Below are 14,454 nucleotides of genomic sequence, written 5' to 3'. Positions count from 1 at the left end.
AGGAAGGTCCGAGGGGTGCGACCTGGTTGTGCGGCCTGCTACGGCTACGCCGTCGCCGAAGCCGACGTGCTGGAGCACGAGGAGGAGGCCGGCGGGAGCTTCGACAGCTGGTACGAGGCCCTGACCGAGATGCGGGACGCCCACGTCGAGCGCGCCCACCCGGACGGCCCGGACCAGCCCGCTCCTGCCGCGGCCGTGGCGCCGCTGGGGTGAACTCCGCGATCGTGACGTCCAGGCGTGGTACCGGCCAGTAGGGGCGGGAGAGCGCAACGCGCGCCCGGGCGGGTCGCCCCGGATGCGGCGCTGTTCGGTGCAGCGGGCGCGGTACGCCTGTGCAGGACGTCGAGGACGTCGAGGATGTGCTGGTTGCCGCGTACGAGGCGGAACATCTCGGAGATGTGCACGGTGTCGCCTGGCCGCGCGTATGCCAGCAGCTCGCCGGGAGTCGAGAGCACCGTTGGCGTGTCGGGGCAGCGGTGGAGATGGTGTCTAGCCGGCGCCGGCCTCGTGGTTGTCGACCAGCTCGTGGATGGTCTGATCGAGCTGCTGCCGCAGTAGCTCCGTGCGTAATGCCTCTACTGCGACGGCGAGGCGCCCTTGTCCAGGCCCAGCGCCCTCGGCGAAGATCTTGTGCTTGTGAGGCCGTCTGGCCATCACACTCGGCAGATATCCCTTGGAGGCGGTATGGAAACCGGCATCGTGAAGTGGTTCAACGATGCAAAGGGATTCGGCATCATCATTTCAAACAGCAGCGGCGAAGAGCTTCTCGCTCACTTCTCCGAGATCACGATGAACGGGTTCAAGACCCTCAAGGAGGGCCAGATGGTGGCCTTCACCGTCAAGACCGGCCCGAAGGGCAACCTAGCAGCCAACATCCAGGCCGTCTGATCCCCAGCCCTTCCAGCCGCATAGGGGTAGTCAGCCATGTGGGCTGACCACCCCTGGTCATCTCGGCCCCAAGACCCGATGGCGGGGCGGATCTGGAGAAGGGCTACCGGGGGACTTTGGCAGCACCCGGCCGCTTTGGCTCTGTTCACCAGAGTGCTGGTGAACAGAGCTACCCCCCCTCGTCGGCCCTGTCCTCGTATAGCTACGGCGAACGGACATGTAGCGCTGCGTGACGCTCGGGGTCAGTCCTCTTCTCCCGCCAGGACGCGGTCGGCCGCGTAGTGCGGGCAGGAGAGCAGGTGCCACGTCACGGTGAGGCGGGCCTCGGCCGCGGTGAGAGGGGTGTCGCCGAGATAAGCGCCAAGGCCGCCAGTAGTTGATCTTGAGCGGCCCGGGGTCAGTGAGGCCGCAGTTGGCGCTGGGATCGATCATGGCCGTCGCCGGTCCTTTGTGCTCCTAGGATTGCGAGGGTGACGGCAAGAACCAGTGACATCGAGAAGGCGGCCGGTGTGCTGCGTGCCGGCGGCCTGGTGGCTCTCCCGACCGAGACCGTCTACGGACTGGGCGCCAACGCTGAGGACCCAGCCGCCGTCTCGCGCATCTTCCAGGTCAAGGGGCGCCCGCCCTCGCACCCGCTGATCGTGCACATCGCCAGCGCGGAGCACCTGGACGACTGGGTCGAGGACGTGCCCGCGACGGCCCGCCTGCTGGCCGAACGCTTCTGGCCGGGGCCCCTCACGCTGGTCCTTCGGCGCGGGTGCCGGGTGCCTCTGGAGGCGACCGGTGGCTTGGAGACGGTGGCCGTGCGCGTGCCTGACCACCCCGTCGCACTCGCGCTGCTGTCGGCCTTCGGCGGCGGTGTCACGGCCCCGTCCGCCAACCGCTTCGGCTCGGTGAGCCCCACGACCGCGGACGACGTCCGTGCCGAGCTCGGCGACGCCGTCGACTTCGTGCTGGACGGCGGCCCTTGCGAGGTCGGTGTCGAGTCGACCATCGTCGACGCCACCGGCGAGATCCCGACCATCCTGCGGCCCGGCGGGGTGACGCGCGAGGACCTCGAAGCAGTGCTGGGATGCCCGCTCGCGGTCCCTGCGACCAGCCACATCCGGGTGCCGGGCCAGCATCCGTCGCACTACGCGCCGCGGGCGCGGGTCGTCCTGGTCGAGCCGGAGAAGGTCGTCGCCGAGGCGGAGCTGGCGCAGGAGCTGGGGCACCGGGTCGGCGTCTTTCTTCCTGCCGCCTTCGCCGGCGCCGAGGTGAAGGCTCACGCGGTGGTGCAGGTCCCCGGTTCGATGGCCGCCTATGCGCGCGGGCTGTACGGGTTCCTGCGTGAACTCGACCAGCGGGGGTGCGACCTCATCGTCGCGTCACTGCCGGCGGAGGAGGGGCTGGGACTGGCGATCGTCAACCGGCTCCGCCGCGCCGCGGGGCCCCGGACCACCGTGTGACCAGCGCCGACACCCTGCCCTTACTGCTCCCGGGTGCGGGGACCTGGCGGATTCGTGGCGGATTCGGCTGAGCTTGCGCCGGTCTGGCAGGCCGGGCACAGCTCGTGCCGTCCGTCGTCGGTGACGACCGTTCCCCATCCCCGGCACACCTCGCAGCCCGCGGCCCGCGCCAGGTCGGCGCGGGGGGCGGTGCTGGGCGCGTGGTCGGCTCCGTGAGCCATCGGGTGGTGCCCTTCCGGGGTGATCGAGCGGTGAACCCGGTGGGTTGGCTCTGTTCGCGGAAATGGGCAGCGTTTCGACAGCGGTTCGGGAGGCAGGCAACGGTTGGTGGACGGCCCAGATGTTCACGGCTTCTGGCAGCAGTCGCGCTGCCTCGCATCTGGGTTCCGCACGTGAGCGGCCGTGACGCAGCCCTCCGCCGGTCGAGCTGACGGAGGGCTGCCGGTTGTTCTGGGTCAGGTGCCTAGGCCCTCTTCACGACACCGAAGAACGGGGCCCCGTCCTACGGGGTTGTGCCGTCTGACGGCCCGGAGAATCCGATGATGGGCCTCGGGACCAGAACCGTCACGGGACCACGAGTCTGTTCTAGCTGACGCCGCGGTGTACGCACATCAGTTGTGCGTGGGTGCCGTTCTTGTCTTTGCCTGCGATGAGGGCGGGGCCGTGGGCGCTGGCGTGGCCGGTCTGGGCGCCGTTGTTCCAACTGGTGCCGTCGAACCGTGTCCAGAACATCTGCTCGACGGTGCCGCCCTTGTAGACGCAGTAGAGCTTGTTATCGAAGACCTCCAGTGCCGGGCCGTCATCGCTCTCCTGGGTACCGATGGGCTGTCCGCCGCTCCAGCTGGTGCCGTCGAACCGGGTCCAGAACAGCTGTCGGTCGTGGGACCCGGTGTAGACGCAGTACAGGGCGCCGTTGTAGGCGGCCAGAGCAGGTTCCGCGCCGGTTTTCTGGCTGCCGATCGGCTGTCCGCCGCTCCAGGTGGTGCCGTCGAACCGCGTCCAGAACAGCCGTGCGTCATAGGCCCCGCGGTAGACGCAGTACAGGCGGTTGTTGAAGACGCCCAGCGCCGGCCCGGTCCCGGTCTGCTGACTGCCCATCTGCTGGGCGTTCCCCCAGCGGTTTCCGTCATAGCTGACGGAGTGCAGGGTTTTGCCGTCGGTCCCGCGGTGCACGCCAGGGCCGGGGAGGAGGGGCTGGCGTAGTTGCCGGGCATCTGGGTTCCCGGGCTCCAGCCGCCTCCATCGGGGTCGTAGACCGTCCAGAACAGGTGCTGCTGGTGCGAGCCGCGGTACACGCAGTAGATCTTGCCCTTGTACATGGCAAGCGCGGGGTTTTCAGCGGTCATCTGGCCGACGAACTTCTCGCTCGCGCTCCAGCCGTTGTCCGGCTCGTACACGTTCCAGTACAGGGCCATGTCCTCCACCCTGACCCGCACTGGGATCAGCCAGCCGGGAGCCAGCCATGGGGAGACGAGCTTGCAGGCCCCGCCGTCAGCGACCTGCTTGATCCACTCGCCACGGACCTTCGCGTACACCTCGACGATCGTGCCGTAGGGCTCAGGTAGAAACGCCGAGACGAAATCTCCGATCAGCTCTGCGACGTCGGGTGCAATCGCCGCTGCTTCGGCGTTCATGTGGACCTCGAACTTCCACCACTTGGTTTCCACCCACACTTTAAGGCCCCGGGCCTTGAGTTCTTCCTGAGCCCGCTCTGACCGTTCGAGCACGGCGGCCGTGGGAGTGAAAGCCCGAGGGTCCTTGGTTTCGTCCTCACTTGCGGTGCTGAGTTCCTCTGTTGCCACTGGACTCTCCTGCCTGCTCAACCGGACCGGCTGGCGACGCACGGCCCGTGCGCGGCTCGTCCCGCACCCCACCATGAGAGCAGTTAGTAACCGCACGACACTGCCTGTAGTCGAGATTGGCGGGAAGTCGTCTCACCTGTGCGTTCGGTGCGGAACGCCAAGCCGTCCCACCGCCGCGAGGGTGCGCGGGTCGGGGCACCGTCGCCGACGCAGTGGCCAGGTCCCAATCCAAGATTCGGCGATAGAACATCAGCCTGATTGCTGGTTCAGCCGCCATCATTCTGTCCGCCTTCGACAAGCTCGGCTTCGAGGGCGGCGATGCGCTTCTCCGCGAAATAGCTATACGAGGACTGGGCCTTGCCCGCTGGTGAAGACGACTGCCAACGGGTGCCTCCCGTTCTCGTGAACACCGCTTATTCGCGCGAGCGTGCGACTTCCAACCTCGTGTCAAAACGACGTCGCTACTCGCGTACAAAGCCAGTAGGTCCCCCATCCACGTATACGGGTCTCCTCACACCGGGGCAAATCACTCCGTGGCAGTCACGGTCGGGGCGGTCAGGACGCGGCGGGTACCGCCGCATCGAGGCCGCGAGAGGCGACGAGCTGTGCACTGCCGTCGGCCAGTCGGTAGGACAGCCCCACCACGCCGAGGCGGCCTGCGGCCACCCGCTCGGCCAGGACGCGGGAGCGTTCGAGCAGCAGGTCCACGGTGTTCTCGATGTGTTCGGCCAGGATCTCTTCGGCCTGGTCGCGTCCGGTGGCGCGGGCTGCCAGCACGCTCGGCGTCACCCGTTCGACAACGTCACGGACGAAGCCGCCGGGCACCCTGCCGCCGTCGGCGGCGGCACGGGCGGCTGCGATGGCCCCGCACGAGTCGTGGCCGAGCACGACGACGAGCGGGGCGTCGAGCACGCTCACGCCGTACTCGATGGAACCGAGGACTTCTGCACCGGCGACATGCCCCGCGGTGCGCACCACGAACAGGTCGCCCAGGCCGCGGTCGAAGATGATTTCGGCGGCCAGGCGGGAGTCGGAGCACCCGAACAGCACGGCGAAGGGCTGCTGGGACGGTGCGGTCTCGGTGCGGCGTACGGCGTCTTGGTTCGGGTGCTCGGGGGTGCCTGAGACGAAGCGCTGGTTACCGGCCATGAGCAGCTTGAAGGCGTCGCGGGGTGTCGGGTTCTGGATCTCGGTCATGGCGGCAGCCTACGAGCCGGCACCAGCCGTCGCACCGCCTGGTCCCGCCGGAGCTCACCAGGTCGGGCCACACCGACGGCCTTGCCATCACTCCCAGGCGCCCGGCGAGAGCGGCCTCGGTATGGAACCTCAGCGCGCGACGGTGCTGCCCCGCCCCGTACGCCGACCGGTCCAGGACCCTCCGTTCGTCGTCCACATCCGCACAACGGGCCAGGTGCCGCCCGCGCTGTCGGCCGAACGAGGGCGGACCGCCCGGGATCACTCGCCATCCCCGCCGTTGCGGGCCTGCGCCAGCAGCTGGGCCACCACGCCCTTCGCTCCGTCGTCGGTCTGCTCAGTGAGCGCGTCAATCACCTCGTCGCTCGTGCCGTCGAGAACCTGCTGCGTGAGGCGATCCATCAGCCCGGGGTCGGTGCCGCTACCGGGGCCGGTGAGGTCCACTCGGGTCGGCCGACGCGGGGCGATGATCTCCGGCCCGGCCGGTGCCTCGGTCGCCTCGCTTTCGGCGAGCGCGCGGTAGACGGAGGCGACGGAGGGGTGCTGACCTGCGTTCTTGCCGGTCTTGATGGTCAGCTTCTTGGCGATCTCCGGGACGGGGACGCCCTTGTCCTTGAGTGCGCGGGCGAACAGGAGCATGTCGTCGTCGATGACCTTCGGCCGTCCGCCGTGGTTGCCCTTGGTCGCGGCGGCGACCTGACCTTCCAGGGTCTTCTCCCGGATGTAGTTGCGGTCGAGCTGGGCGGCGACGGCGAGCACGGCGAAGAACATCGCGCCCATGTCGTTGGGGTCGTAGATGCCGGTGAGGGGGCCGGTGAGGAGTTCGAGCTGGACGCCGGCCCTCTGGAGCTGGTTGGACAGGGTCATCAGCTCGGCGGCGTTGCGGGCGAGGCGCTTGAGCTCGTGGACGGTGAGGATGACCTCCTGGTCGGGGGCGGCCTCCTTGATGTCGTACGCCAGCTTCAGCGCCTGCTCCAGCTTCGGCCGGGTCTTCACCCGGGTGCTGATCTTCTCGGAGAAGATCCGCTTGCACAGTGGTTCGAGCGCGTCGAGCTGGCTCTGCAACTCCTGCTGGGCGGTCGAGCAGCGGGCGTACCCGATCCGGATCGGCTTGGCCGCCGGCGCCGCCGGGGCGGCCTCGACGGGCGGGCCCGGCTTCCACGGCCGTCCCGAGCCGCGGTCCTCGGGCACGAGGACGTCGAGTTCCTCGCGGAGTGCGGGCACGAGGATGAAGCGGGCGGTGTGGTACTTCGTCGTGGTCTTCCCGCCGCGGGTGCGGCAGGGACTGCCGGCCGGGGCGTCACACTTCGGACAGTCGTTTCGTTCTACCGCGATTGCAGCTTGATCGGGCGTCAGATCCACCCCGGAAGTCTGTCAGAACTGTCTCGCACAACGTGCGGGTTTTGAGAGGACTTCTGCGAGTCGCGACCTGCGGAAACGTGATCGCTTTCGGGGCTCTCGCAGAACTCTCGCAACCGGTCATTTCTGCGAAGGACACACCGTCACCGTCGTCACTCACTGCTACACCAGTGCGGCGCCCGACCGCCCCAGCAGGATCTCCGCGGCCTTCAACAGGACGTCGCCCGACTCCTCCACCAAGGCCAGCGCCTTGCCGATCTCCGCGAAGCCGACGCCGGCTTCACGGGCCCTCCCGGTCGCCGCCAGCGCCGCCGCGTGCAACTCCTTCACGAGCCGCCGCGCGAACTCCATGGCCCCGCCGGGGTCACAGAGCACGAGTCGGCCGAACTCCGCGCGCAGGGCCTCCGCCGGATCGGACTCGGGGTGTACGTGGTCGATGTCCATGACCAGATCAACGAGCCAGCCCCCAGCCGAGCCACCACCTGGCCATGATCGTTCTCACCGATAACCACGGTTCCATTGATCCCCGAGGCCGGAGCAGTCTCCCCCAAGCCCTCGGCTCCGCTCGAGCAGGGAGGTGCCCCCTCGGGTGGAGGTCGGTCACGGCCGCTCCCGCAGCCGGCGCCGGGCGGCCGGAACCGGCGCCGGATCCGAGCCGGCCACCACGGTGTTGGAGACGCTGCCGATGCCCTCGGCGGTGAGCGTGACCGTGTCGCCGGGCTTCAGCGGCGCCGGGTCCTGCCTGCCGCGTACGCCCCACAGCTCGGCGAGGCAGCCGCCGTTGCCGCAGGTACCCGAGCCGAGGACGTCGCCGGGGCGCACCCAGGTGCCGCGGGAGGCGTAGGCGACCGTCTCCTCGAACGTCCGGCTCATGTCGGACAGCAGGTCCTTGCCGACCGCCACGCCGTTGACCTCGGCGGTCAGCGCCAGCCGCAGAAAGCCCTCCGGGTCCCGGAACCGCTCCAGTTCGTCGGCGGTGACGAGGTACGGGCCAAGGGTGGTGGCGGTGTCCTTGCCCTTGCAGGGCCCGAGGCCGACCTTCATCTCGGCGGACTGCAGGTCGCGGGCGGACCAGTCGTTGAAGATCGTGTAGCCGATGATGTGGTCGCGGGCCTGTTCGGGGGTGAGATCGCGGCCCTCCTTGCCGATCACGGCGGCGACTTCGAGTTCGAAGTCGAGCACGGCCGAGCCCGGCGGGACGGGGATGTCGTCGTGCGGGCCGTACACGGCGTAGGGGTTGGCGAAGTAGAAGGTCGGGGCCGCGTACCACTGCTCCGGCACCCCGGCGCTGCCGTCGACGGACCGCCGTACGCCCTCGACGTGTTCCTCGAAGGTGACGAAGTCCCGCACGGTGGGCGGCTGGAGCGGCGGCAGCAGCCGTACGTCGGAGACATGGGGTCCGGCCGGGGCGTCGGCCATCGCTGCGCCCGCGTCGAGCAGCCGGGGCAGGCCGCCGCCGTCGGCAAGGAGCCCGGTCAGGGAGTGGAGGTCATCCACTGCCCGGCCGTTCTGCCCGGCGCCGGGATCCACGCGGTCAAGGTCTCCCCGTGCCTGCCGCAGCCGACCGGCCCCGCAGCCACCACCGTGCTCGCCGCCGCCGACCTCCTTCTCCCCGCTCGGGACGAAGGGCCAACGAAAGCGTCCAGGCGGCCCCCAGCGTCGAAAAGGCCGTGGCGGAGGCGGACTTGATGGTGTTGTGCACCTCGGCGGCCGAGAGCGCGGTATCTCCACCGACAACACGTCCAAGCCGTACTCGCCGGCCGACGTCTCCACCCACCGTGACCACGCCACCATCAGCGTCGGCCGCACGACATCGCCTACGCACCCCATCGGCTCCTACGAGTTCTGCACCCGCCTTCTGGAGCAGACCGGCGTCATGTTCACCCCCGGCGCCGCGTTCGGCACCCTGCGCACCGGCCTACGCCTGCCAACTGTCAGGGGTGCCGGGAACTGGCATGTCTCCTCGTGGCGGGAACTCCTCTGCCGGCTCCCGCCCGAAGGCGCGCCCGACGGACTGGGGCCCACCGCATGACGCTCGCCCAACGATGCTTGAACCGAGTGTCCGACGCAGGTTCGGAATTCCTCGTCGACTCGACCTGAGTGCACCCCAGAGAAGTCAGCAACGGGTCGGTGTGAGTCCTGAAACACCTGGCGACAGCTGACTGGGCAGGCGAATCGATGTAGCCTCCGAGACGGCCCTTGACCTGCAAAAGCAGGCAGGGAGCAGACAAACCGGGAGTTTCTTCATGCTTCGTACCATGTTCAAGTCCAAGATCCACCGCGCCACCGTCACTCAGGCCGACCTGCACTACGTGGGATCGGTGACCATCGACGCCGACCTGCTGGACGCCGCCGACCTGCTGCCCGGCGAGCTGGTCCACATCGTCGACATCACCAACGGCGCCCGTCTGGAGACGTACGTCATCGAAGGCGAGCGCGGCTCGGGAGTCATCGGGATCAACGGCGCTGCCGCCCACCTCGTGCACCCCGGAGACCTGGTGATCATCATCAGCTACGCTCAGGTCTCCGACGCCGAGGCGCGGGCGCTCCGGCCGCGGGTCGTGCACGTGGACGCCGACAACCGGATCGTGGCTCTCGGCGCCGACCCGTCCGAGCCGGTGCCCGGCTCGGACCAGGAGCGCAGCCCGCAGGCCGTCTCGGCCTGACCGGCGGACGACGACCAGGAGCGTGCCTGCCCATGAGCGACATCGAGATCCGTGACGACCGGGCGGCGGGCCGCCTGGAGGCCGTCGGTGACGGCGAAGTCGTCGCCCACATCGAGTACTTCGTCCTCGAGTCGCCCGCGCGCGCCCTGGTCCCGGTCCACACCATCGTGGAGCCGGCCCACGAGGGCACGGGCATCGCCGGCTCCCTGGCCCGTGAGCTGTACGCCGTGTCCGAGCGCGAGGGCATCCCGGTCGCCCCGTTGTGCCCGTACGTCGTCAAGTGGGCCGAACGCCACCCCGACGTGGCCCCGACCGCCGACCCGGAGCTGCTCGAGGCCGCGAAGGACTGGCTGCGGGCCCACCCCGGACGCTTCTGAGCACACCGACGCCTTCCGGCCACCCGGGCCCCGTTCCCCGCCGCCGTCGGGTGAGTGGCCGAGCGGGCCCCCGGGTACGCGGGAAGTAGCCCAGGCGACGCCAGCGACTGCTCGGAGGCCCCCGATGACGAGCCCGTACCCCGACCCGGCGTCCCCGGGGCCACCACCGGCCCCGGGCCCCACCCCGCCGGACCCTTACCCGAGCCCGGTCCCACCCCCGGAGCCGGGTCCGGCCCCGGCCCCGGAGCCTGTGCCACCGCCGGCGCCCACCCCGCCACCGGCCCCGGGCCCACCGGAACCCTCACCGTCCCCGATCCCCCCGGGCCCGGAACCCGTACCGAACCCGGAACCAGGCCCACCCCTCACCTGAAAACCCCGGGAGGGTCCAGCGCCTCCCAGGAGCGCGGGGAACTGCGCGACCAGCCACGAAACACCCGCACACGCGATCCGACCGCGCCCCGCACCCCGTTAGGCGCACAAAGCACCCCTGGCAGCCCTACGCGGAAACCTCACTACGGTCCCCACCCCACAGCGTGTGGAACGACCCCTCCCGGTCCACCCGCCGATACGTGTGCGCCCCGAAGAAGTCCCGCTGCCCCTGCGTCAAAGCCGCCGGCAGGCGTTCCGCACGCAGCGCGTCGTAGTACGCCAGCGCCGCCGCGAAACCGGGCGTGGGCACCCCCTGCCGGGTCGCCGCGATCAGCACCTCGCGCCAGTCGTCCTGCGCCGCGGCGATCTCCTGCGCGAAGGCGTCGTCCGACAGCAGGCTCGGCAGATCGGTCCGGGCGTCGTACGCGGCACGGATCCGGTCCAGGAAGGCCGCCCGGATGATGCACCCGCCGCGCCAGATCGAGGAGACCGCGCCCAGGTCGATGTCCCAGTCGTACTCCTCGCTGCCCGCGGCGATCTCGTGGAAGCCCTGTGTGTACGACACGATCTTCGATGCGTACAGCGCCTGCTCCACCTGGTCGGCGAACGCGGCCGCCTCCGACTCGCTCAGAGCCGAGGGCTTCGGTCCTGCCAGGCCCTGCGAAGCGGCCCGCAGCGCCGCGTGACCCGACAGTGACCGGGCGAACACGGCCTCGGCGATGCCGGACACCGGCACACCCAGGTCCAGCGCGATCTGCACGGTCCAGCGGCCGGTGCCCTTCTGCTCGGCCTGGTCGACCACCACGTCCACGAAAGGCTTGCCGGTCGCCGCGTCCACGTGGGAGAGCACCTCGGCGGTGATCTCGATCAGGTACGAGTCCAGGCGGCCCGTGTTCCAGGTGCGGAAGATGTCCGCGATCTGCGCGGGGGAGTACCCGGCGACGTCCCGCAGCAGCTGGTAGGCCTCGCCGATCAGCTGCATGTCGGCGTACTCGATGCCGTTGTGGACCATCTTCACGAAGTGGCCGGCGCCGTCGGGGCCCACGTGCGTGACGCACGGCGCGCCGTCGGCCGCCTTCGCGGAGATCTTCTCCAGCATCGGGCCGAGCGAGTCGTAGGACTCCTTCGGGCCGCCCGGCATGATGCTCGGACCGTGCAGCGCGCCCTCCTCGCCGCCGGAGACGCCCATGCCGACGAAGTGGATGCCCTGCTCGCGCAGCGCCTTCTCGCGGCGGCGGGTGTCCGCGAAGTGCGCGTTGCCCCCGTCGATGATCATGTCGCCGGGCTCCAGGAGCGGGGCGAACTCCTCGATCACCGCGTCCGTCGGACCGCCGGCCTTGACCATGATGACCAGACGGCGCGGGCGCTCCAGGGCCGCCACGAAGTCCTTGGCGGTCTCGGCCGCGATGAAGTCGCCCTCGTGCCCGAACTCCTCCACCAGCTCCTGCGTCCGCGACACCGTACGGTTGTGCACGGCGACCGTGTAGCCGTTGCGCGCGAAGTTCCGGGCGAGGTTGCGGCCCATGACCGCGAGGCCCGTGACGCCGATCTGCGCTGAAGTGCTCATACCGCCTGCTCCCTAACTGCCTCGTGACTACGGCTCCGTCAGTACGGGCCCTCGCCCATCCTGACGTGCCGCTACAGCGAGCGCACATCCGACCCGCCACGCATGTTTACGCACGGAAGGCGCCCGTCTCCTCAGTGTCGCCGCCGCTCGCGGCCGATCCCGTCAAGGAAAGCCCGTTCCCGGCCACTTGGGAGCGGCATGCGGCTGATTTGCCGTCTTGTCATGGCCTGTTCGCGGCGCTTACTTTTGCCGCTCCTGACGCATGCCGAGGGGATTTCGGACATGGCCGTACGCGGCCGGCATCGCCGGTACCAGCCGAACAGGATCAACCGCGCCTCACTCACCGTCACGGCGGGCGGCGCCGGTCTCGCCATCCCGCTGGTCGCCGCCGGCACCGCCGACGCGGCAGACGCGTCCACCTGGAACAAGGTCGCCGCCTGCGAGTCCAGCGGCAACTGGAGCATCAACACCGGCAACGGCTATTACGGCGGGCTGCAGTTCACCCAGTCCACCTGGGCGGCCTACGGCGGCACCCGGTACGCCCCGCGCGCCGACCTCGCCACCAGGGACCAGCAGATCGCCGTCGCCGAGAAGGTCCTGGACGGACAGGGACCCGGCGCCTGGCCGGTGTGCTCGGTCCGGGCAGGGCTGAACCGGGGTGGCCACGCGCCCGAACTCCACACGGACAGTGCCGCGACCCGCCCGGCGAAGTCCGGCAGGACCGGCTCCGTGCCGGACGTGCAGCCGCAGACGACCCCGCAGTCCCGTGCCGGCAAGGCCGAGATGTACACGGTGGTGCACGGCGACACGCTCTCGGGCATAGCCGGCGAGCATCACGTCCAGGGCGGCTGGCGCCGGCTGTACGCGGGCAACCGCGCCGCCATAGGGTCCGATCCCGACCTGATCCTGCCTGGCCAGCGGCTCAGCCTGCGCGCCACCGCCTCCCCGGCGCCCGACACGCACACCGGCGGCAAGCCCAAGTCCCCGAAGCGGAAAGCCCCTTCGGAGAAGAAGACCCACCAGCGCCCGGGCCACGGCAGCGGCCACTCGCTCGTCGCCCCGGTGCACGGCGCCATCGGCACCGGCTACCGGGTGGCCGGGTCGCACTGGTCGAAGGGCTACCACACCGGCGTCGACTTCCTCGTGCCGACCGGTACCTCCGTCCACGCGGCGGCGGCCGGACACGTGGTCTCCGCGGGCTGGGGCGGCTCCTACGGCTACCAGGTGGTGATCCGGCACGCCGACGGGCGCTACACCCAGTACGCCCACCTGTCGGCCATCTCCGTGCGGGCCGGGCAGAGCGTGTCCGCGGACCAGCGCATCGGCCGGTCCGGGTCCACCGGAAACGTCACGGGCCCGCATCTGCACTTCGAGGTGCGGACGGGGCCCGGCTTCGGTTCGGACATCGACCCGGTCGCCTATCTCCGGGCCGGCGGCGTCAGGATCTGACCCGCGTGCGCTGCCGGTCCCCGACGGGCACCGGCACATGGAAGCCGGCGGCCAGCGGGAGGTACGAGGCGGGGAGGGCGTAGACGGCGGCCGGTACGCCGCCACCTCCCCCCTCGCGGCCGCCGTCCGGAGCCGCCACGAGCACGTCCTCGAGGGCGGGCACGTCCGGAAGGGCGCGTACGTCGGGGCGGGCGGGCACGTCCGTGAGGAGGGAGCTGTCGGGCACGGGCAGGTCCACCGCGGCAGGATCGCCCACGGCCCCCACGGCCCCCACGGCCTCCGACGGCTCCGCCGCCGACCGCTGCCGGGGCACGCTCCCGAGCACCTCTCCGGCGCCCGACCCGGTCTCCGTGACCGGCTCCGCAGCCGGGGCGGGCTCGAGCCGCTCCGTCGTCAGCAGGATGAGACCGCCCGCGGCCACCACGCCGCAGCCCAGGGCGAGCACGGTGCCCGTGGAGGCGTAGCGGAACGTCTCGCCGAACATCATGATGCCGACCGCGGCGGCCAGTACCGGGTTGACCACCGTCAGCGTGGCCAGCGGGGCGGCGAGGCCACCGCCCCGGTAGGAGGCCTGGGAGAGCAGGACGCCGGCGGTCGCGAACACACCGATCACCGCGAGGGAGGGCAGGTCGCCGAGGCTGATCCCACTGTCCCAGTCGACCGCCACGGTCTTGGTGAACACGGACGACATGCCGAAGGCTATGCCGGAGCCGGTGGCCAGCAGCACGCTGCGCACGGCCGGGTGCCGGTGCACGGCCCGGCCCGCGACCATCAGCGCCACGACCGCCCCGCCGGTGACCAGCGCGACGGCCGCCCGCTGGGCGGCGTCGAGGGAGTGCGCGTCGGACGTGCCGACCAGGGACAGCAGGCCCGCGAGGCCCACCGTGGCCATGACGGCGCCGCGCCAGGCGGTCGCCCCTGCCTTGCGGGAGACGAAGAGCGCCGCCATGGGCAGGGCGAAGACGATGGTCAGCGCGCCCAGCGGCTGCACCAGGCTGAGCGGGCCGTAGGCCAGCGCCACGACGTGCAGCACGCCGCCGAGCCCGTTGAGTGTCAGCGCCGCCCACCAGCCGGCCCGGCGCAGCGGCATGTACGAACCGTCGGGGCAGGACACCGCGACCTGCTCCTGCACGATCGCTCCGCCGGCGTAGGCGACGGCGGAGACGAACGACAGGAGCACGGACAACGCCAGGGCGCTCATCTGCAGCTCCTCTGCGTGAGCCGGGACCCCCGGGTCCGGCGCGGCGTACGGTCGGCTTCCATGGTCAACACTCTGCCCGCCCGGGACTCTTCCCGTCGTCGTACCTGAGCACGCAATGCGTCCTACTACCGATG

At 70.4% G+C, this 14,454-nt stretch carries 15 protein-coding genes; 7 read left to right on the top strand and 8 right to left on the bottom strand.

The window, feature by feature from the left end; genetic code table 11:
- Window positions 1-15: 15 nt before the first annotated feature.
- The gene (locus tag ACWC5O_RS06160) at window positions 16-213 is read left to right on the top strand and encodes a hypothetical protein (RefSeq protein WP_450582700.1); all 198 of its coding nucleotides are present in this window, start codon (window positions 16-18) and stop codon (window positions 211-213) included.
- Window positions 214-489: 276 nt separating this feature from the next.
- Here ACWC5O_RS06160 and ACWC5O_RS06155 read toward each other — a convergent pair whose 3' ends face one another.
- Window positions 490-654, bottom strand: a complete 165-nt coding sequence (locus ACWC5O_RS06155) for a hypothetical protein (protein ID WP_450582698.1) — start codon at window positions 652-654, stop codon at window positions 490-492.
- A 30-nt stretch (window positions 655-684) separates the two neighbouring features.
- On the opposite strand from ACWC5O_RS06155, the gene ACWC5O_RS06150 reads away from it, so the two are divergent.
- Window positions 685-888 carry a cold-shock protein gene (locus ACWC5O_RS06150; RefSeq protein WP_450582696.1) on the top strand — a complete coding sequence of 68 codons (204 nt, stop codon included), beginning with the start codon at window positions 685-687 and terminating at the stop codon, window positions 886-888.
- Between the two features lie 470 nt (window positions 889-1,358).
- Complete coding sequence (locus tag ACWC5O_RS06145; protein WP_450582694.1) at window positions 1,359-2,336, top strand: L-threonylcarbamoyladenylate synthase; 978 nt, start codon at window positions 1,359-1,361, stop codon at window positions 2,334-2,336.
- Window positions 2,337-2,921: 585 nt separating this feature from the next.
- On the opposite strand, the gene ACWC5O_RS06140 is transcribed toward ACWC5O_RS06145, so the two are convergent.
- The 5 genes from ACWC5O_RS06140 to ACWC5O_RS06120 all read right to left on the bottom strand — a co-directional run bounded on the left by ACWC5O_RS06140 (window position 2,922) and on the right by ACWC5O_RS06120 (window position 8,221).
- Window positions 2,922-3,434, bottom strand: a complete 513-nt coding sequence (locus ACWC5O_RS06140; RefSeq protein WP_450582692.1) for a hypothetical protein — start codon at window positions 3,432-3,434, stop codon at window positions 2,922-2,924.
- 1,259 nt (window positions 3,435-4,693) lie between these two features.
- Window positions 4,694-5,335, bottom strand: coding sequence for a carbonic anhydrase (locus ACWC5O_RS06135; RefSeq protein ID WP_450582691.1), 642 nt, complete (start codon window positions 5,333-5,335; stop codon window positions 4,694-4,696).
- Window positions 5,336-5,593: 258 nt separating this feature from the next.
- Complete coding sequence (locus tag ACWC5O_RS06130; RefSeq protein ID WP_450582690.1) at window positions 5,594-6,694, bottom strand: recombinase family protein; 1,101 nt, start codon at window positions 6,692-6,694, stop codon at window positions 5,594-5,596.
- 159 nt (window positions 6,695-6,853) lie between these two features.
- Window positions 6,854-7,135: a hypothetical protein gene (locus ACWC5O_RS06125; protein ID WP_450582688.1), complete on the bottom strand. Its 282-nt coding sequence runs from the start codon at window positions 7,133-7,135 to the stop codon at window positions 6,854-6,856.
- A 156-nt stretch (window positions 7,136-7,291) separates the two neighbouring features.
- On the bottom strand, window positions 7,292-8,221 hold the full coding sequence (locus ACWC5O_RS06120; protein WP_450582687.1) for a fumarylacetoacetate hydrolase family protein: 930 nt from the start codon (window positions 8,219-8,221) through the stop codon (window positions 7,292-7,294).
- 166 nt (window positions 8,222-8,387) lie between these two features.
- Here ACWC5O_RS06120 and ACWC5O_RS06115 point away from each other — a divergent pair, with 166 nt between their 5' ends.
- The 3 genes from ACWC5O_RS06115 to ACWC5O_RS06105 all read left to right on the top strand — a co-directional run bounded on the left by ACWC5O_RS06115 (window position 8,388) and on the right by ACWC5O_RS06105 (window position 9,734).
- Window positions 8,388-8,723, top strand: a complete 336-nt coding sequence (locus ACWC5O_RS06115; protein ID WP_450582685.1) for a hypothetical protein — start codon at window positions 8,388-8,390, stop codon at window positions 8,721-8,723.
- A gap of 214 nt (window positions 8,724-8,937) precedes the next feature.
- The gene (gene panD / locus ACWC5O_RS06110; RefSeq protein WP_450582684.1) at window positions 8,938-9,357 is read left to right on the top strand and encodes an aspartate 1-decarboxylase; all 420 of its coding nucleotides are present in this window, start codon (window positions 8,938-8,940) and stop codon (window positions 9,355-9,357) included.
- Window positions 9,358-9,389: 32 nt separating this feature from the next.
- Window positions 9,390-9,734 carry a GNAT family N-acetyltransferase gene (locus ACWC5O_RS06105; RefSeq protein WP_450582682.1) on the top strand — a complete coding sequence of 115 codons (345 nt, stop codon included), beginning with the start codon at window positions 9,390-9,392 and terminating at the stop codon, window positions 9,732-9,734.
- 496 nt (window positions 9,735-10,230) lie between these two features.
- Here the strand turns inward: ACWC5O_RS06105 and gndA are convergent, their stop codons facing one another.
- Window positions 10,231-11,670 carry an NADP-dependent phosphogluconate dehydrogenase gene (gene gndA, locus ACWC5O_RS06100; protein ID WP_450582680.1) on the bottom strand — a complete coding sequence of 480 codons (1,440 nt, stop codon included), beginning with the start codon at window positions 11,668-11,670 and terminating at the stop codon, window positions 10,231-10,233.
- Window positions 11,671-11,952: 282 nt separating this feature from the next.
- Between gndA and ACWC5O_RS06095 the strand changes: the two genes are divergently transcribed.
- Window positions 11,953-13,119, top strand: a complete 1,167-nt coding sequence (locus ACWC5O_RS06095; RefSeq protein WP_450582678.1) for a transglycosylase family protein — start codon at window positions 11,953-11,955, stop codon at window positions 13,117-13,119.
- Here the strand turns inward: ACWC5O_RS06095 and ACWC5O_RS06090 are convergent.
- Window positions 13,109-14,320, bottom strand: coding sequence for a DMT family transporter (locus ACWC5O_RS06090; RefSeq protein ID WP_450582676.1), 1,212 nt, complete (start codon window positions 14,318-14,320; stop codon window positions 13,109-13,111). The two genes, ACWC5O_RS06095 and ACWC5O_RS06090, sit on opposite strands and share 11 nt — an antisense overlap.
- Window positions 14,321-14,454 lie beyond the last annotated feature (134 nt).

This window comes from Streptomyces sp. NPDC001450 (genome assembly GCF_053597295.1).
This window is presented reverse-complemented; position numbering and strand designations above follow the sequence as displayed.

Excerpts from the sequence above, each read along its gene's own strand:
- ACWC5O_RS06155 (WP_450582698.1), bottom strand. The coding sequence starts at position 654 with ATGGCCAGACGGCCTCACAAGCACAAGATCTTCGCCGAGGGCGCTGGG.
- ACWC5O_RS06150 (WP_450582696.1), top strand. The coding sequence starts at position 685 with ATGGAAACCGGCATCGTGAAGTGGTTCAACGATGCAAAGGGATTCGGC.
- ACWC5O_RS06140 (WP_450582692.1), bottom strand. The coding sequence starts at position 3,434 with ATGGGCAGTCAGCAGACCGGGACCGGGCCGGCGCTGGGCGTCTTCAAC.
- ACWC5O_RS06135 (WP_450582691.1), bottom strand. The coding sequence starts at position 5,335 with ATGACCGAGATCCAGAACCCGACACCCCGCGACGCCTTCAAGCTGCTC.
- ACWC5O_RS06125 (WP_450582688.1), bottom strand. The coding sequence starts at position 7,135 with ATGGACATCGACCACGTACACCCCGAGTCCGATCCGGCGGAGGCCCTG.
- panD (WP_450582684.1), top strand. The coding sequence starts at position 8,938 with ATGCTTCGTACCATGTTCAAGTCCAAGATCCACCGCGCCACCGTCACT.
- ACWC5O_RS06105 (WP_450582682.1), top strand. The coding sequence starts at position 9,390 with ATGAGCGACATCGAGATCCGTGACGACCGGGCGGCGGGCCGCCTGGAG.
- gndA (WP_450582680.1), bottom strand. The coding sequence starts at position 11,670 with ATGAGCACTTCAGCGCAGATCGGCGTCACGGGCCTCGCGGTCATGGGC.
- ACWC5O_RS06095 (WP_450582678.1), top strand. The coding sequence starts at position 11,953 with ATGGCCGTACGCGGCCGGCATCGCCGGTACCAGCCGAACAGGATCAAC.
- ACWC5O_RS06090 (WP_450582676.1), bottom strand. The coding sequence starts at position 14,320 with ATGAGCGCCCTGGCGTTGTCCGTGCTCCTGTCGTTCGTCTCCGCCGTC.